General features: G+C 65.7%; 22 protein-coding genes. 10 read left to right on the forward strand and 12 right to left on the reverse strand.

Features of this window, described 5'->3' with window-relative positions; genetic code table 11:
- A partial coding sequence (locus YH64_RS30290; protein ID WP_221935933.1) for a hypothetical protein occupies positions 1-803 on the forward strand: 803 nt, incomplete at its 5' end.
- A complete protein-coding gene (locus YH64_RS30690) occupies positions 803-1639 on the forward strand; it encodes a DUF6708 domain-containing protein (RefSeq protein WP_255444835.1) in 837 nt (278 codons plus the stop codon). The genes YH64_RS30290 and YH64_RS30690, both read left to right, overlap by 1 nt.
- A 252-nt stretch (positions 1640-1891) precedes the next feature.
- Here YH64_RS30690 and YH64_RS28450 read toward each other — a convergent pair whose 3' ends face one another.
- The 3 genes from YH64_RS28450 to YH64_RS28460 all read right to left on the reverse strand — a co-directional run bounded on the left by YH64_RS28450 (position 1892) and on the right by YH64_RS28460 (position 6644).
- Positions 1892-2932: a DUF2235 domain-containing protein gene (locus YH64_RS28450; RefSeq protein WP_046807668.1), complete on the reverse strand. Its 1041-nt coding sequence runs from the start codon at positions 2930-2932 to the stop codon at positions 1892-1894.
- Positions 2933-3230: 298 nt separating this feature from the next.
- Positions 3231-5582: a cytochrome P450/oxidoreductase gene (locus YH64_RS28455; RefSeq protein ID WP_046807683.1), complete on the reverse strand. Its 2352-nt coding sequence runs from the start codon at positions 5580-5582 to the stop codon at positions 3231-3233.
- A 72-nt stretch (positions 5583-5654) separates the two neighbouring features.
- Positions 5655-6644 (reverse strand): tripartite tricarboxylate transporter substrate binding protein, encoded by a 990-nt coding sequence (locus tag YH64_RS28460; protein WP_143215587.1) that lies wholly within the window; start codon positions 6642-6644, stop codon positions 5655-5657.
- 318 nt (positions 6645-6962) lie between these two features.
- Here YH64_RS28460 and YH64_RS28465 point away from each other — a divergent pair, with 318 nt between their 5' ends.
- From YH64_RS28465 to YH64_RS28495, 7 genes are all read left to right on the forward strand, one after another.
- A complete protein-coding gene (locus YH64_RS28465; protein WP_046807684.1) occupies positions 6963-7754 on the forward strand; it encodes an IclR family transcriptional regulator in 792 nt (263 codons plus the stop codon).
- Positions 7755-7851: 97 nt separating this feature from the next.
- Positions 7852-8850 (forward strand): tripartite tricarboxylate transporter substrate binding protein, encoded by a 999-nt coding sequence (locus tag YH64_RS28470; RefSeq protein WP_046807670.1) that lies wholly within the window; start codon positions 7852-7854, stop codon positions 8848-8850.
- A 51-nt stretch (positions 8851-8901) separates the two neighbouring features.
- On the forward strand, positions 8902-9885 hold the full coding sequence (locus YH64_RS28475; RefSeq protein ID WP_046807671.1) for a tripartite tricarboxylate transporter substrate binding protein: 984 nt from the start codon (positions 8902-8904) through the stop codon (positions 9883-9885).
- A gap of 36 nt (positions 9886-9921) precedes the next feature.
- Positions 9922-10566 (forward strand): flavin reductase family protein, encoded by a 645-nt coding sequence (locus YH64_RS28480; RefSeq protein WP_046807672.1) that lies wholly within the window; start codon positions 9922-9924, stop codon positions 10564-10566.
- 36 nt (positions 10567-10602) lie between these two features.
- Entirely contained in the window at positions 10603-11217 is a 615-nt protein-coding gene (locus YH64_RS28485) for a glutathione S-transferase family protein (RefSeq protein WP_046807673.1), read from the forward strand.
- 130 nt (positions 11218-11347) lie between these two features.
- Complete coding sequence (locus YH64_RS28490) at positions 11348-11962, forward strand: carboxymuconolactone decarboxylase family protein (RefSeq protein WP_046807685.1); 615 nt, start codon at positions 11348-11350, stop codon at positions 11960-11962.
- The gene (locus YH64_RS28495) at positions 11959-12828 is read left to right on the forward strand and encodes an amidohydrolase (protein ID WP_046807674.1); all 870 of its coding nucleotides are present in this window, start codon (positions 11959-11961) and stop codon (positions 12826-12828) included. Before YH64_RS28490 ends, YH64_RS28495 begins: the two co-directional genes overlap by 4 nt.
- Before the next feature lie 54 nt (positions 12829-12882).
- On the opposite strand, the gene YH64_RS28500 is transcribed toward YH64_RS28495, so the two are convergent.
- From YH64_RS28500 to YH64_RS28535, 9 genes are all read right to left on the reverse strand, one after another.
- Positions 12883-13845 carry a LysR family transcriptional regulator gene (locus YH64_RS28500; protein WP_046807675.1) on the reverse strand — a complete coding sequence of 321 codons (963 nt, stop codon included), beginning with the start codon at positions 13843-13845 and terminating at the stop codon, positions 12883-12885.
- A 66-nt stretch (positions 13846-13911) separates the two neighbouring features.
- Positions 13912-14883 carry a tripartite tricarboxylate transporter substrate binding protein gene (locus YH64_RS28505; protein ID WP_046807676.1) on the reverse strand — a complete coding sequence of 324 codons (972 nt, stop codon included), beginning with the start codon at positions 14881-14883 and terminating at the stop codon, positions 13912-13914.
- A 43-nt stretch (positions 14884-14926) separates the two neighbouring features.
- Positions 14927-17290: an acyl-CoA dehydrogenase gene (locus YH64_RS28510; protein WP_046807677.1), complete on the reverse strand. Its 2364-nt coding sequence runs from the start codon at positions 17288-17290 to the stop codon at positions 14927-14929.
- Entirely contained in the window at positions 17287-18510 is a 1224-nt protein-coding gene (locus YH64_RS28515) for a CaiB/BaiF CoA-transferase family protein (RefSeq protein WP_046807678.1), read from the reverse strand. Before YH64_RS28515 ends, YH64_RS28510 begins: the two co-directional genes overlap by 4 nt.
- Positions 18511-18521: 11 nt before the next feature.
- A complete protein-coding gene (locus YH64_RS28520; protein ID WP_370512786.1) occupies positions 18522-19319 on the reverse strand; it encodes an enoyl-CoA hydratase/isomerase family protein in 798 nt (265 codons plus the stop codon).
- Between the two features lie 19 nt (positions 19320-19338).
- On the reverse strand, positions 19339-20559 hold the full coding sequence (locus tag YH64_RS28525) for a CaiB/BaiF CoA-transferase family protein (RefSeq protein WP_046807679.1): 1221 nt from the start codon (positions 20557-20559) through the stop codon (positions 19339-19341).
- Between the two features lie 159 nt (positions 20560-20718).
- Positions 20719-20883 (reverse strand): hypothetical protein, encoded by a 165-nt coding sequence (locus YH64_RS30295; protein WP_185975430.1) that lies wholly within the window; start codon positions 20881-20883, stop codon positions 20719-20721.
- A gap of 41 nt (positions 20884-20924) precedes the next feature.
- The gene (locus YH64_RS28530; RefSeq protein ID WP_255444838.1) at positions 20925-22430 is read right to left on the reverse strand and encodes a tetratricopeptide repeat protein; all 1506 of its coding nucleotides are present in this window, start codon (positions 22428-22430) and stop codon (positions 20925-20927) included.
- Positions 22431-22594: 164 nt separating this feature from the next.
- On the reverse strand, positions 22595-23473 hold the full coding sequence (locus YH64_RS28535) for an alpha/beta hydrolase (protein ID WP_082134684.1): 879 nt from the start codon (positions 23471-23473) through the stop codon (positions 22595-22597).
- Between the two features lie 207 nt (positions 23474-23680).
- Between YH64_RS28535 and YH64_RS28540 the strand changes: the two genes are divergently transcribed.
- Positions 23681-24136 (forward strand): hypothetical protein, encoded by a 456-nt coding sequence (locus YH64_RS28540; RefSeq protein ID WP_143215588.1) that lies wholly within the window; start codon positions 23681-23683, stop codon positions 24134-24136.
- Positions 24137-24241: the final 105 nt, after the last annotated feature.

Below are 24241 nucleotides of genomic sequence, written 5' to 3' on the forward strand. Positions count from 1 at the left end.
GGAGTTTCGCGGCGGAAGTTCGGACGGATTTATTGGGAGATGTCGACGCGGGAAAACAGTACAAGTTGAGTGGCTTCATTTCACTCTTCGGTGCTGCCGCGAGCATCTTTGGCATCTTGGTAGACGGCGCCTTGTTAGGGCCACTGGGCCTTGGAGTCGTGCTTGGACTGGCCGCTTTCGTTGTCGGAAAAAACGCCAAGTCTCTTGAGTCGGACAGTCTGGAAATGTGGGCCCGTCGGTCCTACTTTGGCAAAGCAGAACAAGAACGTCGTTGGGAGGGGGCTGACCAAATGGACGCGGCGATTTCGGCGTTGAACGCTGCGGTCATAGGAATGGATGCAACCCTGGGCTTTCATTCCGCCAAGCGGGTAATGGATACCGATTTGCTTCTAACGTCAGACATTCTGCAGATCCAGGCAACGGGCGGGGTCGAATCGGGAATTGAACTGGCCTATCGGATCGTGTTGCCAGGGTTCGACCCCACGATATCGCGCTTCGAATTCAGGCTGCTTTTAGAGAGCTTTGGCGTGGAAAGAAGCGGACGCCGAGGTCCAAAATTGTCAGAGGGCGTGCTTGCGGCAATGCACCACAACAGCATGCGGTGGGCCCCTGGATTGGATTCGTATAAATACTTGCAGCCAGAAGATCAGGGTTTGCCAACCCGAGAATCTCCCGTCTTGAGTTGTCGATACTGGCTCGGACCCATGCACAGTATCAAGAGCGCCACGATCGAGATCACGTTCTGGCCTGACAGGGATGACATTACCGGTTACGCCCGCATCAGCATGACCGAGGAAGCGTAATGGTGCAACCCAAACTCAGCCCGGCCTGCTTGGGATGGAAACGCGACTTGCCCGGCCCAAATGATCGTCCCGATGAAATTCCTAGCTTGCGTGAAAACGCGCCCAATCATGTTGATGATGTCTACATGGAACTGTCTCGTCGATCATCCCGCATACGTGGGGTGTTGTTGCTGTTTATCCCATTTATGCTCTATGCGACGATCATCGGAGTACCCGGCGTCATTTGGAGTTTGCTGGTGGATCACCCCAGAGCGTTCACTACGAGCGATTGGTCGACGCTGTGGATTGCTGTGTTCGTTTTGGCAATTGGTGTCTGGATGACCGCATTTCTGTATCTGGCCGACGTCTCCCCCCCACGTGACCTCCCCATCCGCTTCAACCGCGCCCGCCGCCGCATCTACGTCTACGGCTTCCACATGGTCTGGTGGAACCCGTTCACCCGCTGGTACGTCACCACCGCCAGCTACCCCTGGGACGACGTGCGCGCCGAACTCTGGGAGCAATGGGGCGTCACCTCCGGCGGGGGCTTGATGATCAAGTGGGGCGTGTCCCTCGCCATCGTCAAACCCGGTACCAACGACGTCATCGAACGCTTCCACCTCAGCACCTACAACCACGACCTGGACAACCTCTGGGCCTACGTCTGCACCTATATGCAGCAAGGCCCGCAAGCCTTGCCGCCGTGCGACATCGAACCGCGCGATGCGAACGATGTGCCGGCGTACAACCTGGCATTGCGGTGGGCGCCTCGGGCGGAGTGGCCGGAGGCGATGGATTGGGAGTCGCGATCTGCGGGAGGTTCGCGTGGATTGGAGGGCGGGGGGGAAGGGTGGTGATGAGATCAATCATTATTGCGCCTGGCCAGGATGGCCTTACCGGCTACGCTCGCATCAGCATGACGGAGGAAGCGTAATGCCCAGATCGATGCTCAATCCTCCCTGCGCCGGTTGGTAGCGTGATCTTCCTGGTCCGAACGAGCCGCCGGAAGTGGCTCCGGCGCTGCGCGAATGCGCCCCGAACTATCACTTTGGGACCTAGCCAGTCTTGGATAGGTTTAATAATTTGGATGTGCGAGGCAAGCGTCTGGGCTACCCCCGCCCCACCGGCAAGGCCGCCACCGCCTCTCTGAAATTCGGAAACTCCTTCAAATACTCCGCGTTCCCTTCCACCCGCCTCACCACTCTTTCATCCACCGTCAGATTCAACACGGTCTCGCCATCCCAAATCCGCGCCTGCTTTTTCACATGGATCAGCACTTTCTCGGTGAACTCCTTGTACGAGTCGTGCGGATTGCACTGGTCATAGTCGGTGGAGATGCGCTGCGCGGTGCCGGCTTCCAACCCCACCTGCCGCGCCTTTTCCTGGATCCACGCTGCCGGTAGTGTCTGCAAGCTGCCGTCCCGATACCCTCCCCCGATATCCGAGTGCGCACCGATGAACCAGCGCTGTTCAACCGGCCTGTCCGGCGGGCGCGGTTCGGATGTTGCCAGCCTTGTCCATAGCGTTGGGAAATACGGCTCGCGGTATTCGTTCGTTGCAATCGCGTGATAGGCGTTGCGGACGTGGTTGCTCAGTTCGGTGTCGTGAAAGTTATAGAACTTTGAAAACCCGGGAAACGAAATGCCGCCGACAGGTATGCCAAGACTGCCCACCGTGTCCCAGACGCCGACGAAATGCAGGTCGGTGTCGCGCGAGAACTGAGCGCGAAACGAAATGGCGTCGATGGACGAGGGCAGGCACTCATCGCGGTAAAGCGCGTACGCTTCGGCGACGTTGTCGTCGGTGGGGTTTTTGAGCAGGCCACATTTGCGGACCATGCCGGCCAGGCTGCGTGCCGAGTACGCGCCACGGCTGAAGCCGAACAGAAAGATATGGTCGCCGGGTTCCTGGCGTTGGCACAGCCATCGGTAGCCCTGGCGGATATTGGCGGACAGGCCGGCGCCGAATGCGCCGCCCAGAAATTTATCGATGGCGGCCCACAGGCCCTGGCCTTGTGTGCCGACGCCTTCGATGTACAGGGTTTCCTGCGTGCTGGTTTCGGGCGCGGCTTTGTAAAGCTCGTAGGCGTTGGTGCGGTCGTTGGGTTCGTTCCACGTACCGTCAAAGAAGATGGCCAGATTCTTCTGCATGCTCGGCTCCCCACAGATCGAGTCTTGCGATACATCTGCTGCTGGCTGGGATGACGCCCGCGTGAGGCACGCTATCACGCGGGTTACGCGTTTGCCGCCCGCGTGGTTTCCCTGCTGGCGGCATGTACACCGCTTTTTTTACTAGGGGGTGGCGGACGCAAAAGCGCCCGCGCGGGCGCTTGGGCGCCGGCGGGGCGGGAAGGGGGATAAACGAACTAATGAATGCGTAGCCATCCGCCGTGCAGGCGGATGGTATCCACGGTTGGCGAGGTTGGTAGCCGGGGCGGTCAGTCCACCGTCACAACTCCAACACCACCTTTCCACCGCCACACGAGCGCGAGCAGCACGCCATCATCTTGTTGTTCGCGTCGCGTTCGGCGCGCGTGAGCACGACGTCGCGGTGGTCAATCTGCCCCTCCAGCACGCGCACCTCGCACGATCCGCAGAGGCCTTCTTCGCAGTCGCTCTGCACGTCGATATTGGCGCCGCGCAGCGCGGTCAGCAGGGTCTGATCCGCGGGCACGTTGATGACGATGCCCGAGTCCTTCAGCACGACTTCAAACGGCTGTTCCTTGGACGGATCCAGCGTGCCCAAGGTGGAATGGAAGTGTTCCACGCGCAGCGCATCTTCGGGCCATGCGGCGCAACAGATGGCCAAGCCATCCAGCAAGCCTTGCGGGCCGCACGCATAAATCTGCGTGCCGGCATCCGGCTGGGACAACAGCGCTGCGTAGTCCGCGCGCGTGCCTTCGTCTTTGACGTGGGCATGCAGGCGGTCGCCGTGCAGCGCGACAAGTTCGTCCAGCATCGCCATGCAGGCGCGTGACCGCCCGCTGTAATGCAGTTGGTAATCCAGGCCCAGTTCCTTGGCGCGTCGCGCCATGGCGCTGATAGGGGTAATGCCGATGCCGCCGGCAATCAAGATCAGCTTGTCGGCCGCTTCGTTCATGCGGAAGTGATTGCGCGGCCCACGGATGCGCAAGCGTGCGCCGACCACCGCGTTCGCGTGCATCCATGCGGAGCCGCCTCGGCCTTCCGTTTCCTTCAGCACGGCAATTTCAAATACACCGGCTTCCGAAGGATCACCGCACAAGGAGTATTGGCGCGACAAGCCCGTGTCGCCGCATTCCACATCAATGTGTGAGCCCGGCGTCCAGCGCGGCAGCGGTTTGCCATCGGGCGACACCAGGCGCAGGCGCAGGATGCCGTCAGCGGCTTCGACTGCGCTTTGCACGACGACGGGCCGCGTGATGGCGTGCGACGAGGGCTCGCCGATGCGCACGGGGTGCTGATCATTCAGCAATTCCGGCGACGCCAGTTCCGGGTTCTGCTTCGGGTCCCACTCCACCCACAGGTGCTCCGGCCCACGAAACGAGGTATTGGGCACGTAGGTAAACGCTTGATCCGACAGCTTCATATGCGGCAGGCGGCGGGTGAGTTCTTCCAGGAAGATCTGCATTTCCATGCGGGCCAGGTTCTTGCCCATGCATTGGTGCGAGCCGTAGCCGAAGGTGAGCTGGTCGCTGGCGTTTTCGCGGCGGATGTCGAAGAGGTCGGCGTCGTTGAATTGGCCTTCGTCGTGGTTGGCGGACGACGTGACGATCAGCAGCTTGGAGCCTGCCGGAATCGGCACACCGGCGATTTCGACGTCGCGCGTGGCCAGGCGGCGCCACGCGGCGACGGATCCGTTATGGCGCAGGCATTCTTCGACGGCGTTGGGAATCAGGTCGGGGTCTTCGCAGATTTCGCGCCAGGCGTCGGGGTGTTGCAGCAGCAGCTTGATGGCGTTGGCCGATGCGTTGGCGGTGGTTTCGTGGGCGGCGACGATGCCGGCCATCATCATGGAATGCAGGTAGGAATCGGTGACGACTTCCGGATGCGTCTGCTGCTTGCGCAGGCCGTATTGCATCCAGCCGGGGCCGGACGGGTCTTGGCGCATCTTGTCCAGGATCTTGCCGGCCAACTGCCAGAAGTTGCCCACGGCATGCGCCACGGCCACTTGTTCTTCGGGCTTGGGGCGACCCCAGGTGTTGACGGTGTGCGCGATGGAATATTGGCGCAGCAGCTCCATGTCTTCTTCGGGCACGCCCAGGAAATGCAGCGCCACGGTCAGGGGCACTTCCCACAGCATCTGGTCGACCAGGTCGGCGCGGCCGTCGTTGATGAAGCGGTCGACGTATTCGCGGGTCAGGCGGCGCACCATGGGTTCGTGGTGCTTGAGTTCTTCGGGCGTGAACGGGTCCATCAGCACGCGGCGGCGCGGCATGTGGGCGGGCTCGTCTTCGTTGACCAGCGTGCGGTTCATGGCGTAGCCGTACGACTCCAGCACGGCGTTGGCCTCGGGGCCGGTGGGGGTGATTTTTTCCAGCGCGATGGACGGGCTGAAAGTGATGTTGTCGCGAAAGATGCCCTTGATGTCTTCGTAGCGCGTGACCACCCAGTAGCCCAGTTTGGGGCTGTAGAACACGGGTTCCTGCTCGCGCGCCCAACGCACGTATTCGGGCGGGTCTTGCTGATAGCCATCGCCAAAGGGGTCGAACTCGGCCGCGCGCGAGCTGACGGGGCAGCCGGTTGGGCTTTGCATCGCGGCAAGCGCCGCGTGATCGATGGGACAGCCCGACGGGCGCGAGGAAGAGGGCGAATGGCTCATGATGCTTTCCGTGTATTCGTGATGCATCGGCCTGCCGCGTGGGCGGCAGGCCGCGGGTGGTGATGGCTGCGCTTAGTCCAGCGTGATCTTCAGATCGCTGATCAGCTTTTGCCAGCGGGCGCGTTCGCCTTTCAGCATGTCGGCGTATTCGGCGGGCGTGTTGCCGACCGGCTCGATGCCGAATTCCACCAGGCGCTGGCGCGTGGCCGGGTCGTTGATGGTGGCGACCACCTGCTTGTTCAGCGCATCGATGACGGCGGGCGGCGTACCCGCCGGCACCACGACGCCCACCTGCGCGGCGGCCTCGACGTTCTTCAGGCCGATCTCGGCAAACGTCGGCACGTTGGGCAATTGCGGCAGGCGCGTGGGGTTCGCAACGGCCAGCGCGCGCACTTTGCCGCCGTTGATGAAGCCCGCGCCGGCCGCCAGGTCGACCATCATGGCGGGGATCTGGCCGCCCGCCACGTCAGCCAGCGCGGGCGATGCGCCGCGATACGGCACGTGGGTCATGGTCAAGCCACTTTCGACTTTCAGCAGTTCCATGGCCAGGTGGTGCGGGCTGCCCGCGCCAGCGGAACCGTAGTCCAGGCCTTCCTTGCGTGACTTGGCCTCGGCCAAAAATTCCTGAACGGTGTTGACCTTCATGGACGGGCCCACCACCAGGATCATGGGAAAGCGGCCCATCAGCGTGACGGGCGCCAGGTCCTTGACCGGGTCATACGACAGCTTCTTGTACAGCGCCGGGTTGAACACCAGCGTGCCGTTGTCGGCGGACAGCATGGTGTAGCCGTCGGCCGGGGCGCGCGCGGTTTCCGAGGCGGCAATCGCGGTGTTGCCACCCGGCTTGTTCTCGATGACGACGGGTTGGCCCAGGCGGCCGGTCAGGCCCTGGCCGATGCTGCGGGCCAGGAAGTCGGACCCGCCGCCCGCCGCGTACGGCACCACCCAACGCACGGGTTTGGACGGGTAGTTGGCCGGTGCGGTTTGGGCAAACGCGCTGGCACAGGCCAGCAGGGGCAGGGCCAAAAGGCCGGCAAGCAGGGGGTGTTTCAGGGCGCGCATAGGCTGTCTCCGTATTGGGATGACCTGATGGCATCCCTTCTTTTGCGTAAATCATATACGCAATGCGTAATTTTTCAAGAAGAGTTAACCTTGGATCCGCGCCGGCAGGCCCCCAGCCGCCCCGCGCGCCCGCATTCGCCAGGAATCACCGCTGATATGACCCCATCCAAGCCGTCCAAGAAGATGCCCGCCAAGTCCGCCCGGACGTCCGACCAGGTTGCCCCCAAGGCGTCGACAAAGGCGTCGACAAAGGCGTCCACGAAGGCATCCACGAAGGCATCCACCAAGGCATCCACGAATGCGGATGTGAATCCAGAAATGATGGGCGCCCGCCCGCTCGAAAGGCGCCAGCGCGTGCAGGCCGCCGAGACCGGCATGGTGGTGTTGAAAGGCCTGGCCCGAATGGGCGGGCGCGCCAGCCTGACCGCGCTGGCCGCGCACGTGGACGAAAGCCCCGCCAAGGTGCACCGCTACCTGATGAGCCTGATCGCCGAGGGCCTGGTGGACCAGGAAGTGGCCACGCAGCAGTACCACCTTGGCCTGGAAGCGCTGATGGTGGGTGTGGCCGCGATGCGCCAGGCGGACCCGTTGCGCATCAGCGAACCCGTGTTGATCCGGCTGCGCGAAAGCCTGGCGGTGACGTGCTTCATCGCCGTGATGGGCAACAAGGGCCCGACCATCGTCCGCTTCGAGGAACCGGCGCTGCCCGTCACGGTGAACGTGCGCGTGGGCTCGGTACTGTCGATGCTGTGGTCCGCGACCGGACGCGCGTTTCTGGGCGCTTTGGACGAAGCCCCGATCCAGCGGATGGCCCTGGCGGAACTGGCCGAGGCGCCCGACGATTTGCGCGCCTTGCTGGACCACGACGATCCCATCGGTGGGCTGCGGCGTCAGGTGCAAGCGGCCGGCTGTGCCACGGTCAAGGATACGAACCTGCGCGGCATCAGCGCCGTGTCGGCGCCCTTGTATGACCACACGGGCCGGCCCTGCGCGGTGTTGACGGCGCTGGGCGCGACGGGTGGCTTTGATGTGTCGCCCAACGGCAAGGTGGTGGCGGCGGTAAAAAAAGAAGCCGCGGCCGCCAGCGCGGCATTGGGTTACGTGGCGTAGCCCTGCGCAAAGCAGATATGCGATACCGCGCATAGCGCCGGCCCGGCCCGCCGCATACCATGCTTCAAACACAAAAATCACAAGGTTTGGAGACGGTATGAAGATCGCAAGGGCGCTGACCTCGGTCGGCCTGTGGCTGCGGGTGGGAGCGGCGGTATCCGCCGTCGGGATGATGGGGCCGGCCGTGGCGGGCGCCTATCCTGACCACTCCATCCGGATGGTGGTGCCGTTTCCGGCGGGGGGCGCAACCGATCTGATGGCGCGCGCGCTGGCGCAAGGGCTGGGCGACAAGCTGGGCCAAGCCATCGTGGTGGAAAACCGGGGTGGCGCGGGGGGCACGATTGGCGCGGAAGCCGTGGCCAGCGCGGCGCCCGACGGCTACACGCTGCTGTACTCGACGATGGGCGTGCTGACCATCAACCCGTCGCTGTACCCCAAGCTGCGCTACGACCCGCAAAAGAGCTTCGCGCCGATCTCGATGACCAACCTGACGTCGAATCTGCTGGTGGTCAATTCCGATCTGAAAGTGAATTCCGTGGCGGAACTGGCGGCGCTGGCGAAGGCGCGGCCGGGCGAACTGACGTTCAGCTCATCGGGCAACGGCACGACCAGCCATCTGGCCGGCGAAATGTTCAAGTCCACGGCGGGTGTGGACATCCGCCATATCCCGTACAAAGGCACGTCGGGCGCCATCAACGATTTCCTGGCGGGCCGGATATCGATGATGATCGACACGTCATCCAACTTCATCGAACAGGTCAAGCTGGGCAAGGTGCGCGCGCTGGGCGTGACCAGCCGCCAGCGCTTGCCGGTGCTGCCCGATGTGCCGTCGATTTCAGAAACGCCGGGCTTTGAGTCGTACGAAGTCAGCCTGTGGTCAGGTGTGCTGGCGCCTGCCGGTACGCCGCGCGCGGTGATCGACAAGCTGAACCAGGACATCGCGGCGGTGATGACGTCACCGCAAATGGTCGAGCGCATGGCGGCCTACGGCATTCAGACCACGCACAGCACGCCCGAAGCGTTTGCCGCGCAGATCAAGACGGACACGGCGAAGTGGGCCAAAGTGATCGAGCAGTCCGGCGCCAAGTCGGACTGATTGCGAGACGGCCATGGGCGCGCGCTTGATCGCCCTTCAACGGGAAATTCCATGACATCGATGAATCCGTTTCGCTTGGCCAAAGCGGCCATGGTGGTGGCGCTGGCTGCACTGCTGATGCCCGCCGCCCACGCCGCGTCTTATCCTGACCGCCCCTTGACGCTGGTGAATCCGTACGCGGCGGGCGGCCCGGCCGATGTGGTGGCGCGCAGCCTGGGCCGCGCACTGGAAAAGCGGCTGGGCCAACCGGTGGTGGTGGAAAACAAACCAGGCGGCGGCGCGTCCATCGGCACGGGCTTTGTGGCCCGCGCCAAGCCGGACGGCTACACCTTGCTGCTGGGCACGTCGGCCGGCCACGTGGTGACGCCGCTGATGCAAAAGACGCCCTACGACGGTGTGGACGGCTTCGCGTTCTGTTCGGTGGTGGCCGTGCAGCCCATCATGCTGGTGGTGAACCCGGCGCGTGGCATCACCACGGTTGCGCAATTGGTGGAACGCGCCAAGGCCGAACCGGGCAAGCTCAGCTACGGGTCGGCCGGCGTGGGCGGCGCCACGCATCTGGGCGCGGAACAGTTCCAGCAGGCTGCGCACGTGCAGCTCAATCACATTCCCTACGCCGGCGCATCGCCCGCCATCAACGATGTGGTGGGCGGCCAGATCGACCTGGCCATGCTGAACCTGTCGGCCAGCCTGCCGTTCATTCGCCAAGGGCGGCTGGTGGCGTTGGCGTACGCAGCCGACAAGCGTTCGCCGCTGTTGCCCAACGTGCCCACGCTGGCCGAAGCCGGCGTGGCGGGCGCCGAGGCCGCTACGTGGTACAGCCTGGCCGCGCCCGCCGGCACGCCGCCCGACATCGTGCAGCGCTTGAGCAGCGCCGTGCAGGCCGTGAACGACGACCCGGAATACCGGCGCGTGATGCAAGAGCAGGCGATAGAGCTGATGTCCTTATCGCCCGCCGAGGCCGACGCCTACGTGCGCCGTGATCGCGCCGACATGCAGCGGTTGCTGGGCTCGTTAGGGCTGCTGGCAAAATGAAAAACCTTCGTAACGCCGCCGCAGGGCGATGCCGCCATGAATTTTGATTTCAGCCAACTGGCGTCCGCCGATGCGTTCAAGCTGCTGTCCAGCGTGGTCGTGCCACGGCCTATTGCCTGGGTGGTGACCCAGTCCGCGCGCGGCGATCTGAACGCCGCGCCGTTTTCGTTTTTCAACGTGGTCAGCAGTGACCCGCCCATCGTGGCGCTGGGCATCGGCCCGCGCGCGGGGCAGTGGAAGGATTCGTCGCGCAACATCATGGACACGGGTGAATTCGTGATCAACGTGGTGTCCAGGGAATTGGCCCGGCAGATGAACCAGACCAGCCTGGATTACGACGCCAGCGTTGACGAGCTGGCCCGCGTGGGGCTGTCCACGCAGCCATCGACGCTGGTCGCGCCGCCGCGCATCGCGCAAAGCCCGGCAGCGCTGGAATGCAAGGTGTGGCAGGTGATCGAGGCCGCGCCGCATCGCGTGATCGTGTTGGCGCGCGTGGTGGGCATGTATCTGCGCGACGACGCGTTGCTGAACCGCGATCGCTTTCATGTGGACACGCCCGCGTTGGGCTTGCTGGGCCGCATGCATGGCGCGGGTTGGTACGCGCACACAAGTGATTTGTTCCAGATGCTGGCGCCCACCGCGGCCAACGACCCGTCGGTGCTGCCCGCGCAAGGGCATTGATGCGCGCCCCGTCGCGCAACCCCAAGGAGAACCACGATGAAGTTGCATTGGTCGCCCAGGTCGCCGTTTGTGCGCAAGGTGATGATCGTTTTATACGAAGGTGGTATTGAAGACCGCGTGCAGTTGGTGCGCACGCCCGTCGCAATGGACAAGCCCAATCTGGATCTGGTGGCGGACAATCCGCTGATCAAGCTGCCCACGTTGGTGTTGGAAGATGGCACGGCCTTGTACGACTCGCGCGTCATCTGTGCGTATCTGGATGGGCTGACGGGCGGTCGGCTGATGCCTGGCGATGCCACGGCGCGGCTCGTGGCCGAGCGCCGGCAGGCGCTGGGCGATGGGTTTCTGGACGCGTTGTTGCTGTACCGCCAAGAGCGCAACAAGCCTGTGGAAAAGCAGACGGCGGCTTGGCTGGACGCGTTTGCGCTGAAGGTGCGTGCCGTGCTGGCCGCGCTGGAAGCCGAGACGCCCGCGTTGTCGGCCACCGGCTTCGACCTGGGGGTGATTGCCATCGGTTGCGCGCTGTCGTACATGGATTATCGTTTTCCGGATATCGATTGGCGCAGTAGCCACCCCAAGCTTGCCGCCTGGCATCAAGGCTTTTGCGCGCGCCCGTCGGTGGCGCGCAGCCAGCCGGATGAAACGCCGTGAACGCGCCGTATCGAACGTGGCCCGATGATGCGCGGGTCGTTGCGTGGGTCGATGCGTGCGTCATTGCGTGCGTCGATGCACGCGGCGCGTCCGACTTGGCGCCGCGCCACAAACTGAACCGAGGATGATGATGAGCCGTATCCCGCTGCCTTCCCCCGACAGCATGACCGACGACCAGAAACGCGTGTACGAGAAGATCGTCTCGGGCCCGCGCGGGCGCCTTGTGGGCCCGCTGCGCGCGGCGCTGCACAGCCCCGAACTTGCCGAACGCTGGCAGGCGTTGGGCGCCTTGCTGCGCTTTGGCACCAGCCTGCCGCCGCGTGTCAGCGAGTTGGCCATTGTGGTGACGGCACGCCGCTGGAACAGCCAGATCGAATGGCATATCCACGCGCAGGCAGCGCGCGCGGCCGGCATTGCAGACGCCGTGCTGGACGCCATCCAGGCGCGCGAGATGCCGCAGTTCGACACGCGCGACGATGAAGTCGTCTACGAGTTCTCGCGCCAGTTGCAGGAAACCGGCCAGGTCGATCCCGACCTCTATGCCGAAGCGGTAGCGCGATGGCAGGCGGTGGGCGTGGTGGAGCTGACGGCGGTGATTGGCTACTACACCATGGTGTCCATGACGTTGAACGCACACGACATCCCGATGCCGGACGACGCGCCCGCGCCGCTGGATATTCCGACGCAAGACGGCGCGCCTGCCTTGAGCCCATTGGCGGCGCTGCCGCGCAAGGAGCAGCCATGACGCCCGAGATGCCGCGCATGCCCGTCACCCCCAGGCACGCGCTACCCGCCTTGGCCTGCGATGCGCATTGTCATGTGTTCGGCCCGTATGACCGCTTTCCCCTGCAACACGCCTCGTCCTATGCCGCGCCGGACGCGCCTGCGCCGCGCTATCTGCGCATGCTGGATACCCTGGGCGCGGCGCGCGGGGTGTTGGTGCAGCCCGCGCCCTATGGCGTGGACCCGGCGGCGTTGTTGGACGCTTTGGCGCAAGGCGGTGAGCGGCTGCGCGGCATCGCGGTGGCCGACCCGTCGGTGACCGATGCGCAGTTGCAGGCGCTGGTGGATGGCGGCGTGCGCGGTCTGCGCTTTCTGGAAGCGCGCGACCCGGCGGGCAATTTGTTTCCCGGCAGCGTGGGCTTTGGGCAGATTGCCGCGATGGCGCCGCGCATGAAGCAGTTTGGCCTGCATGCCCAGCTATGGGCGCCTTGTGATGCGTATGTGCAGCATCTGCCGGCGTTGGCTGCGCTGGACGTGCCGATTGTGATCGACCATCTGGGCAGCCTGGTGCCCGCGCGTGGCGAACAGGATGCGGCCTTTCAGCTGCTGCGCGGCTTGCTGGCCGACGGGCGAATCTGGATGAAGCTGACGTTGTGCCGCGTGGGCGCCGCGCCCGACTATGAAAATGCCCGCTACATCCACGACGCCTTCACGGCCGCCAACCCCGATCAGGTGCTGTGGGGATCGGACTGGCCGTTCGTGCGCATGGGCGCGTCCGCGCCATCGGCCGATGCGCTGGTGGACGTGGCCTATGAATGGCTGGGCAACGACGGCTTGCGCAAGAAGGTATGGGTCGACAACCCGGCGCGCCTGTACGGGTTCGGTTGAGCGCGGCAGGCGGACCTGCGGCAGGCGATCCTGCGGCAGGCGATTCCTTACCCCTCAAGGTTCCGCGTGCCACACGCCTTCGCCGCCGATTTCCCGTACCAGCGTTTCAATCTGCGCCGCCACTTCCATGACGGTGCGGCCCGGTCCCTTGGACCTGGAAAACGCCATGGAAATGATTCGGCCCATCGTCGGGTCGCGCAGCGCCGCGATGCTTAACCGGCCTTCCTGCACCTCTTGCCAGACGGCATGTAGCGGCAGCACGGTGTACATGTTCTCGTGCTCCACAATCGACTTCATCAGGGGCAACGAATCCGCTTCGATCAACGGCGCGATGGTGATCTTGCGCGCTCGCGCCAGGCCGTCCAGCGCATTGCGCAAACCATTCGGCGCGCCCGGCAGGATAAAGGGCAGGCCGTTAAGCTGGTCGAACGTGACTTCGCCCGATGCGGTGCGCGTATCGCCCGCCGCGCCCACCAGATAGGAATCCACGTAGGCCAGCGCCTGCTCGCCCGGCGGGCACTTGTCGCCATAGCGGTACAGGATGGCGATGTCCACGCGGCTGTCCGTCAGCCACTCTTCGATCTGGCCGCTGGAGCCTTCAAGAATCTTCAGATGCACCTTCGGGAAGTGCTTGCGCAGGCGCGAAAACAAGCGGCGGATCAGCGGATGCGCGGTGGACGGCAACAGCCCCAGCGTGACTTCGCCCGCGGGCTCGCGCGCCTGGCCGTTAAGCTCAAGTTCCAGCCGTTCGGCGTCGCCCAGCAGCGTTTGCACCAAGGGAAACAGCCGCTGGCCCACCTCGGACAAATTCACGCCGCGACCGGTGCGGTTGAACAGCCGCGCGTTGCACTCGCGTTCCAGTGCGTTGATGCGGCGGCTGAGAACGGATTGGTCCTGGTCCAGGTAGAGCGCGGCGCGCGTGATGCTGCCCAACTCCGCAATCGCCAGGAACGCCCTCCATTTGTTCAGGTCGGCAGTCAGGTCCAGGCTTAGCCCGGTGGCTTTGGCGAAAGGCATGATGGCGGGGCGGGGTCGCAGGCAGAAGGAACGGCATAAGCGTACGGCAAAGCGCGTGGCAACGGGTCATTCCAGCCCAAGCTTGCCGCGTCGGATCACGTCGCCCCATTTCTTGGATTCCGTTTCCATCAGCGTGCGGTACTGGTCCGGCGTGCTTGCCGCCGGAATGGCGCCCTGGTCGATCATCTTCTGGCGCAATTCGGGTTCCGCCAGGGACTGGGCGATGGCCGCCGCCATCTTGTCGACGATGTCCTTGGGCGTGCCGGTGGGCGCGATGATGCCGTAGTTCGACTCCACGATCACGCCGGGAAAGCCCGCCTCGCGGGTGGTGGGCACGTCGGGCAGGCCCTCGAAGCGTTCGGGGCTGGCCACCGCCAGCGCGCGCAGCTTGCCTGCCTTGATGAAGCCCAAGGCCGCCGACGCGTCACCCGGGAACATCTGCACTTCGTTGGACAGCAAGGCCGTCACGGCGGGCGCGGCTCCCTTGTACGGCACGTGCATGATGTCGATGCCCGTTTGCTGCTTCAGCAATTCGCCGCCCAGATGGGGCGTGGTCACGTTGCCGGCCGAGCCGTAGTTGTATTTGCCCGGATGCTGCTTGGCGCTGGCGACGAAGGCGGCCAGCGTGGTGTCGGGCAGCGACGGGTTCACCATGACCACTTGCGGAATGCGCGCCACCAGCGACACATACTGAATGGTGCTGACGTTGTAAGGCACCTTCATGACGTGCGGCAGGCCGGTGATGGCGCCCGGCACGCCGAAGCCGAACGTGTTGCCGTCCGGCTCGGCGCGCACGGTGGCGTCCACGCCGATGGTGCCGCTGGCGCCCGCCTTGTTCTCGATGACGATGGTTTGCCCCAGCCGCTTGCCCAGCGCGGGTGCCAGCAGGCGGGCCAGGTTGTCCACCGAGCCGCCGGGCGGGTAGGGCACGATCAAGCGGATGGGCTGGCTGGGCCAGGGCTGCGCGGCCTGCGCCACGGGCGCCATTGTTGCGGCCAGCAATACCGCGGCCACCGTCAATGCGGGTGCTTTTTTCATTGTCTCTCTCCTGATGGCGCCCAGTCGTGCCGGCGCGATGTTGTTATGCGCCGTCCAGGCCCAGGACCTGTTTGGCGTAGATGTTGCGTTGAATCTCGTTGGTGCCGCTGAAGATGGTGGCGGCCAGTGCGTTGAGGTAGGGCGCCAACGCCTGCACGCCGCCTTTTCCATCCCGATCCCCATCGCCGTAGCCCAGCCGCATGTCGGCGCCGCCGTATTCCTCGGCAATATGGATCAGCAGCGCGCCCAGTCGTTCATGCGTTTCGGTGGCCCAGATTTTCAGTAGCGACAACGTCGGCGGCAACGGTCGACCGGCCCGGGCCATATCGGCAAACACGCGGTACATGGCGGTCAGGTCGGCGCTGTCCATCCGCAGTTCAGCCAGGCGGTCCGTAAAGGCGGGGTCGGCCAACAGGCCGCGTTGTCGCGCGATGCTGAAGATCTGTTGCAGCGCATGGCTCGCGTGCTTGGGGCTGCCGGAAAACAAGCGTTCAAAGCCCAGCAGTGCCTTGGCGATACCCCAGCCGGCGTTCAGTTCACCCACCAGGTTGGCGCGCGGCACACGCACCTGATCGAAGAACACTTCGCAAAACTCTTCGTGGCCGGACAGCGTGCGGATGGGGCGGCGGCTGATGCCGGGGCTGGCCAGGTCCACCAGCAGGAAGCTGATGCCCGCCTGCTTCTTCACCGTCTTGTCGGTACGCACCAGCATGAACATGTGCGTGGCGTCCTGCGCCAGCGTCGACCATGTCTTTTGCCCGGTCACGATCAGGTCGTCGCCGTCGATCACGGCTTCGCATCGCAGCGCCGCCAGGTCCGATCCTGCGTTGGGTTCGGAATAGCCCTGCGCCCACACGGCCTTACCCGACAGGATGCCCGGCAGGAAGCGTGCGCGTTGTTCCTCGGTGCCGTAGCGGATCAGGATGGGGCCCAGCATGACCAGGCCCTGGTCGGGTGCGCGCGCCACGCCATGGCGCTCGGCCTCTTCGATGAAGGCGATCTGCCGCGCGGGCGACAAGGCCATGCCGCCATGCTCGCGCGGCCACGATGGTGCAATCCAGCCCTGGCGCGACAGCGTGAAGTACCACGGCTTGATCTCATCCCAATGCAGCCGCCACGGCACATGCCGCAGGTGCTGGGGATAATGCGCGTGAAAAAAACGGCGCAACAGCGCACGGAAGTCGGCTTCGGGCATGCCGTTCCAGTCGGCGTCGCGGGGAAATTCCCCCGGCGATGACGGCGGGGTGGTGTCGTCGGCCGGGGGCGCGGGCGCATCAGCCAGTGCGCCGTAGCGTTGACGATGCGCGGCGGCGTTGCCCAGCCACGCGGCCAGGTGCAAGGCGCTGCGAAAATACAGGCTGACGTCGCATTCCTCGGTGTAGCCGATGGCGCCGTGCAACTGAATCGCCAGGCGCGTGGCGTCCAGCCCGGCGCGCGCCGCGCGGGCCTTCACCCGGCTGGCGGCAACCTTGCGAGCGGTGGCGACGTCCGGGTCCGTGGCGTCGGCCAATGTCGTTAACGCGTCCTGCAAACTGCTGGCCGCCAACTCCACCTGTAGCGCCGCGTCCACCTGCCGGTGTTGCAGTGCCTGGAACGATGACAGCGGCTTGCCGAATTGCTGGCGCGTGTTCAGGTAGACCACCGTATCGGCCAGCACCTGCCGCGCCACGCCGATCAATTCGGCCGATTGCATCAGGCGGCCGTAATCCAGGGCATGGTCCACGGCGTCCAGCACATCGTCCTGGGACAGCAGCGCGTCGGCCGGCACGATGGCCGATTCGATGCTCAGGTGGCAGGCGGGCGTGCCGTCCGCGCGCGCATGGGGGCGCACGGTAACGCCGGGCGTGCCGGCGGCCAGGTAGAACAGCAGGGTGCCTGGTTCGCTATCGGCCGTTACCAGCCAGCCGTCCACGGCGGCGTCGGCAATGACGTGGCGCTTTTCGCCGTTCAAGACATAGGCGCCTTCGCGCGGGGTGGCGCTGACGCCGAACACGCCCGCGGCCTCGCCGGCTTCCAGCTGCCCTTCGGTTTCTTGCCAGGCCAGCGCCATCATCCGCGTCCCATCGCACGCCGCTTGTAGCAGGGTGTCGCGCAAGGGGGAGTCCGGCAGGGGCGTGATTGTCGTGAGCAAGGTTGCGCCCAATACGCCCGCGCCCACCAGCGGCTCGGGCAATTGCGCGCGTCCGGCTTCTTCGATGACGGCGGCCATCGCGTGCCAGCCCAGGCCCAGCCCGCCCATGGCTTCCGGCACGCTCATGCCGAGCCAGCCGGCGTCGGCGATCTGGCGCCAATAGGCGCGATCGGCGCCGCTTGCCGAGCGCTTGCGCTGGCGCTGGTCGCGGCGCGACAAAAAATCACGCGCGCTGTCGCGTATTTCTTCGATCAAGGCAGGGTCCACGCTGCTCATACGATGCCCTCGGCGTGCAGGCGCGCGATCTCGTCGTCGGACAGCCCCAGTTCGGCGCGCAGCACCTCGGCCGTATGCTCGCCCAGCATGGGCGGCGGCAGGCCCGGCGCTATCGGCGTCTTGGAAAAATGGATGGGGTTGTTGATGACGGGCATGTCGCCCAGTTCAGGACGCGCGAGGCGGCCCAGCACCTGGCGGTGCCGTACCTGCGGGTCCCCAAACACCTGGTCCATCGTGTAGATCGGGCCGCAGGGCACGTTGGCCGCAGCCAGCGCGTCGTTCCATTCGCCGGCGGTGCGCGCCTGCATGGCCGGCTCGATCAGGCGCGACAACTCGGCTTGCGCGGCGGCGCGTTTGGGGTTGCTGGTAAAACGCGCGTCGTCGGCCAGCGCGGGTAGCTCGATCACCGCGCAGAAGGCGCGAAACTGCGTGTCGTTGCCCACCGCCACCATCAGGTGTCCATCGCGGCAGGCAAACGCGCGAAACGGCGCGGTGATCTGCGAGGCCGACCCCATGCGCGCCGGCACTTGGCCGCTTGCCAGATAGTTCATGCCGATGTGCGACATGGCGGCAATCTGCGCGTCCAGCAAGGCCAGGTCGATATGCTGGCCTACGCCGGAGATCTGGTCCCGATGGTGCAGCGCCGCCAGTATGGCCGCCACCGCGTAAAAGCCCGCCGTGATGTCCGACACGGAATACCCCGCCTTGACCGGCCCCGCGCCGGGTTCGCCATCGGGCACCCCGGTCACGCTCATCAGCCCGCTCATGGATTGAAAGATCGGGTCGTAGCCGGGCAGATGGCTGTACGGGCCGGACTGCCCGAAGCCGGTGATCGAGCAAATCACCAGCCGGGGGTTGACCTTGGACAGCGCGTCGTGATCCAGCCCGTAGCGGCGCAGGTCGCCCGCCTTGAAGTTCTCGATGACGATGTCGGCGCGCTCGGCAAGCCGGCGAACCAGCGCCTGGCCGTCGGGCTTGGAGATATCGATGGTTAGCGATTTCTTGCCCCGGTTCATCGCCACAAACGACGAGGTTTGCCGACTGGGTTCGCCATGGCGATCCGGCATCGGATAGCCCTGATGCCGGACGTCGTCGCCCCGGCCCGGGCGTTCGACCTTGATGACCTCGGCGCCAAAGTCGGCCAGCATCTGCGCGGCCCACGGCCCGGAGAACACGCGGCTTAAATCCAGGACTTTGACGCCCTCTAATGCTCGGCTCATCGGTCTTCCCCTTATTTGCCCTGGAACACCGGTGCCCGCTTTTCCAGAAAGGCGCGGCGCGCTTCCTGGGCGTCTTCGGTCTTGCCGATAGCGGCGGTCATGTCCTGTTCGTAGCGGTAGCCGTCGCGCAGGCTCATGTCTTCGATGGCGTTCAGCGTCTGCTTGGCCAGCACGGTGGCCAAGGGGCTCTTGGACGCCAGCTCGCGCGCCAATTCCAGGGCGCGATCCATCAAGGCGTCGGCGGGCACGGAGGCTTCGACGATGCCCAGGCGATAGAGCTCGTCGCCGTCCACGCGCAAGCCCGTCAGCATCATGCGGCGCAAGCGGGAATGGCCGAACAGCCGCATGCCATGGCGTCCACCGCCCAGCAGGCCGACGTTGATTTCAGGCAGGCCGACCACGGCCGTCGATGCCGCCAGCAAGATGTCGCACGAGGCCACGATGGCCAGCCCCGCGCCCAGCGCAGCGCCGTTGATGGCGCCGATGACGGGCTTGGCGCATTCGCGAATGGCATGAAAGCACTCGCGGGTGCGGCGCGAGTGCTGCGGCAGGTCGCCGGGACCCTTGATGGTGGCGGCGCGGTTCTTCAAGTCCGCGCCCGCGCAAAACGTCTTGCCCTGGCCGGACAACACCACGGCGCGCACCTCGGGCGTTTCCGAGATGCGGTCCAGCACCCAGGACAGCTCGTTCATCATGTCGGTGCTAAGCGCATTCACCGGCGGGTTGGCCAGCAGGATGACGGCCACGCCGTCTTCCAGTGTGACGTCCAGCGCGGTGTAGGGGCCGGTCAAGTTGTCGGGCATGGTCATGTCCGTGTCTCCGTCTTGTTCAAATGATCTTGCGCTGGCGCAGGTCGGCAATCTGCTGCGCGCTCATGCCCAATTCTTCAAGCACTTCGGCGGTGTGTTGCCCCAGCAGGGGCGGTGCGCGGTCGGCGCGCAGGTCCGCCGTGGCGAAGCGCAAGGGGTTCATCACTTGCGGCACGCTCTTGGCGGTGGGGTGCGGCAGGCGGCGCAACATGGCGCGGTGCGCCACCTGCGGGTCGTCGAACACTTCAGGCACGGTGTTGATCGACCCGGCCGGCACGCCGGCGCTTTTTAGCGCTGCAAGCCAGTGCGCGCGCGGCTGCGTAAGAAAGATGGCGTCCAGGATCGGGTCCAGCGTGTCCTGATTCGTCACGCGCTGGCTGTTGGTGATGTAGCGGGGGTCTTGCGCCAGCTCGGGCTTGCCCAGCAGGCGGCACAACGCGGCAAATTGCGCGTCGTTGCCCACGACGATGACGATGTCGCCATCGGCGCAGACAAAGGTGCGTTGCGGTTGGATGTTCGGATGCGCGGTGCCGGTGCGGCGCGGCACGCGGTTGCCCAGCAGGAAGTTCATGGCCTGGTTGGCCAACAGGCCGACCTGCACGTCCAGCATGGCGACGTCGATGTACTCGCCCTGGCCCGTCTGCGAGCGCCGCAGCAGCGCGGCCACGATGCCCAGCGCGGCGTAGACGCCGGTGGTCAGGTCCACGATGGGCACGCCCACCTTTTGCGGGCCGCCGCCGGGCTTGTCGTCGCGTTCGCCTGTGACGCTCATCAGGCCACCCATGGCCTGGATCAGGAAGTCGTACGCGGGCTCGGCGGCGCGCGGGCCGGTCTGCCCGAAGCCGGTGACCGAGCAATACACCAGGCGCGGATTGATCTTGGCCAGCGAGTCATAGTCCAGCCCCATGCGCGCCAGGGTGCCAACCTTGTAGTTCTCCAGCACCACGTCCGCGTCGCGGCACAGGTCCTTGACCAGCGCCTGCCCTTCAGGCGTCTGCAAGTCCAGCGTGATGGACCGCTTGCCCCGGTTGGTGGCGATGAAGTAGGCGCCGTCGGTGGTGTCCTGGCCGTGCTCGTCTTTCAGGAAAGGGGGGCCCCAGGACCGGGTGTCGTCGCCCAGGCCCGGCCGCTCGACCTTGATGACGTCCGCGCCCAGATCGGCCAGGATCTGGCTGGCCCAGGGGCCGGCCAGAATGCGGCTCAGGTCCAGCACTTTCACGTTTGATAACAGCGGCTGCAAAGCCTTCTCCTTGACTCCTGTGATGTGCAGGTAGTCTAGGATTTCCGGCTTGCGGCGGGATGCACCCGAGGCACAAAGCTGTTATGCGTTTGGCGCACCGACCCGCGTGCAATGGCAATGACGCGGCAACAACGCGGGCAAGGAAAAGCCGGGGGCTTGTCAGCGGCCCGTGTCGGGGTAATTCGGGCCAGCGTCGTTAAAGCCGCCGCTGCTGTAGGGATTGACGGCGCCGGGGTGCGGCGGGCCACCGGGGCTGTTGGTGCAAGCGCTTACCAAGGCAGAGATGGCAAGCGTGGTCAGCAAGGCAATCAACGTCGATTTCATGGTGGTCTCCTGCGGCTGCCCCGGGGCAAGGCGAGAAGAAATTATAGGGCGGCGACCGGTTGCCGGTGTGTGCGTTTGGTCCGAGGCGCGTCGCAGCGCTGCCGATACGCCTTGACCGCGTCGGAATCCGCCGGCTGGAAATAGGGGTGCGGGTACTGCGCCTGGCGCATGGCGTCGTGCAGGCGCCGGCCCCAGACGCATTGCGCCTGCGCCTCGTCCCACAGGCGCACCGCCTGCTCAGGGCGGTCGTGTTGCCATAGCGCCAGGCCATAGTCGGCCACCAGCTCTTCATTGCGGGACAGCTCCCGATACGCCACATGCAGCAGGCGCAGCCCTTCTTCGCTGTGGCCTTGCAGGCTCAGGATCCAGCCCAGGGTGCCTTGGTTGAACGCGTTCGGCCCCATCTCGCGGATCGATTGCCGCGCCTGGGCTTCGGCTTGGGGCAGGTAGTCCGGAAAGTCCGCCAGAAAATAAGCGATGTTGTTGGCCCAGTCCGTGTCGCTGGCGCGCCCTGCGCGGGCGAGCTTGGCTTGACGCTGTTGCAGCGTTTGGGCATCGGCCAGCGCCAGGTCGGGCATGCCCAGCAGCCGCTCTACGTCCAGCCGGTCGCTTAGCAAATCGGTGTCGACGGGTTTCAGGGATTGCGGAAACCGCCATTCGCGTGCCCGCATCAGCCAGTGGCGGGCATCGTCCTGCCGACCGACCATCAACAGCAATTGCGCCAGGTTCAACTGTTGTTGCGGGGTGGCGGCGCAGTGCATCGCGCCGATCAGGGCATGCGCGCCGTCAACGTCGCCCTGGCTGAACTTGCGGTTGATGGCGTCCAGTTCGTCGAAGCAGGCGTGGTTGTCGGTGACGGGCGACTCGATGGACAAGGATATGGGCACGGCCGGCGTGTCGTGGCTGAAGTAGGCCGTGGCGCCTTGGCGCGTGGTGTAGCCCAGGTCTACCCATTGCTCGCCCCAGCGCTGGCGCATGGTCAGGATGTAGGGCCACGCCGGTACCGGTTCTTTGGTGCTGCTGCTGGAATGCAGCTGGAAGAAGTGGCCCCATGCGCCGTCGCCGACGCGTCGGATCAGCGTGAAGTCGTCGGGGTCGTGCGGCTTGTCGGTCCAGACCCAGGCGGTACGGCCCTGGTCGTCGGTGACGCCGTGCAGGATGCCGTCCTGGCTGGGCGTGTCTTCAATGAACTCCTTCTTGCCCGTCAGGAACAGGCGATACGGCGTGTGCGGCGCGAGCGCACTGGTGTGGTCGCTCAGCAGTGTCAGGGTCAGGGTCTGGCCATGGGTGCCTCGGCCGTACTGGGGCATGCCGGGCGGGGGCTCGGTAAGGGCGGCAGCGGAAGGCGCGGCGGGTGTGGCAGCTTGAGAATCGCCGGGCAGCACAGGGGGCAGCACGGCGGGCGTCTCGGCGGGCGCCATAGGGGGCGCCATAGGGGGCGGCATATCGCCCACCGTCGCGGGTTCGGCGTGAGCGCCCGGCAAGGCCAGCAGGCCGGCGGCGGTCAGGATCAGCGAGGTCAGGCGGTGCAGGGTGAACTGGGGCATGGAGGTGGCGGGCACGAGGGCGGCCCGCCCGTCATTGAGGCGGGCCAGATTGTGTCACGAACGCGCGGCCTGTTGCTTGTCGGTCCCGATTGCTGGCGACCGTTTTTGATCGACACCGATCGTCGCCGGGCGGTTCCGCCTGCGTCCTATCGCGCTGACGGCTTCTACCGCTGTAGTCGTGCGGTGATGAACGCGTTGATTGCGCGGGTGGCCTCGTTGTCGGCACCGACGTCGGCGTTGACCTGCGCGTGGTTGCGGGCAACGCCGAACAGCGCGGCTTGGCCGCCTTGTGCCGTCAACAGGTCGGCGTAGCGCTGCGCCCGTCGGCACGGGTCGGGCCGCAATGTGGAACAGACGAACAGCGCGGGCGGCTGTGGCCCGGTCAGTTGCGCGGCGGGCGACGCCTGCGCCCATTCGGCGGGGTCCGCGCCGAAGGCGTCGTCGTAAAACGGGGCGTGCGGGCGCGGCATGACGTCCAGCAGATCGAAGCCCGCCCCGTCCAGGATGATGCTGGCCCGCCACAAGGGGGCGCCCGTGCGCTGGCGCATCGCGGCGTCGGCGGCCAGCAAGGTCAACAGGTGGCCGCCCGAGGAATGGCCCATGACGAACAGGTTGTCCGGGTCGGCGTGCCAGCGGGCAGCCTGCTGGCCGATCCACGCGATGGCCCGCCCCAGGTCTTCGGCTTGCGCGGCCGGGCGGGCTTGCGGCATCAGCCGCGTGTTGACCGAGACCACGGCGTAGCCCCGGGGCAGCCAGTAGGCCAGCTTATCCTGCACGACGTCGGGCGTGGCCTTGTCGCCGCCTTTCCATGAGCCGCCGTGCACCACGACCAGCACGGGGGCGGGTCGGCCGTGCTGTGTCGATGCATCGGGCAGATAGACATCGGCGATCTGGGCGGGGTCGGGGCCGTAGCGCTGATCGGCCAGCACGGCTGCCGGAAACGTCGAGGCGGTGGCTATCGGGGCGGCGTACGAAACGGTCATGCCCGGCCAGGGCAGGGCGGTGGCCAGCAACAAGGTCAACAGCAAGCGGGGCGCGCGCATGGATGGGACGTGGCGAAGGCGGAACGCCGATCAATGTAGCGCAGTTGCAGATGTCGCCGCCGACCGTCCCACCGCTTAGCCGACCCGACCGTCGCGACCGACCCGACCCGCCACGCCACGTCCTCATCCCCGCGCCGCCGCATCCGCCACCACCTGTGGCATGCTGCGCCCGTTCGCCGTTTTTCCACCGATCCGACCCCAGCCTTCATGCTCAAACTTCTACCCCGATTCTGCGATTTCCTGCTGTTGGCCGGCGCCGCCGCGCTCTTTGGCGCTTGCCTGACGTCGCTGTTGACCACGGGCGCCTACGGCTGGGCGGTGCCCGACGCGCCTTACCTCTACGGACCTCGCGATTTCTACGCCGACGCCGTGCTGGCGGGGCTGGCCGGGCTGCTGCTGTTGGCCCTTGCCGAGCGCCTGGCCGGTGCCCGCCTGACCGTGGCGGGCCGCGCGGTCGCGACGCTTTCGGCGACGTTTGCGGCGGCGCTGCTGGCGCTTTACCTGGCGCCGCCCGCGCCGATCGTGTTCGGCAACACCTGGGCGTGGGGCGAGGCCACGCGTGAACTGTTTCTGGCGCAATGGCCCTTGGTGCTGCCCATTGCCCTGGCGACGACGGCGGTGCGTTGGGCCTTGCGGCGCGTGTCCAAGCTCGGGGCGCGCTAGCCGCAGGCCCGCCTCGGCAGGCAGATGCGCCCGACCCCCCCACCCCCCCCCCCCGGAATTTTTCGGCGGGTTTCTGCCCCGATGCGCCCGGGTTGTCGGCGCCAA

The organism is Achromobacter sp. LC458, assembly GCF_001005835.2.
Taxonomy (GTDB): Bacteria; Pseudomonadota; Gammaproteobacteria; order Burkholderiales; family Burkholderiaceae_B; genus Achromobacter; species Achromobacter spanius_B.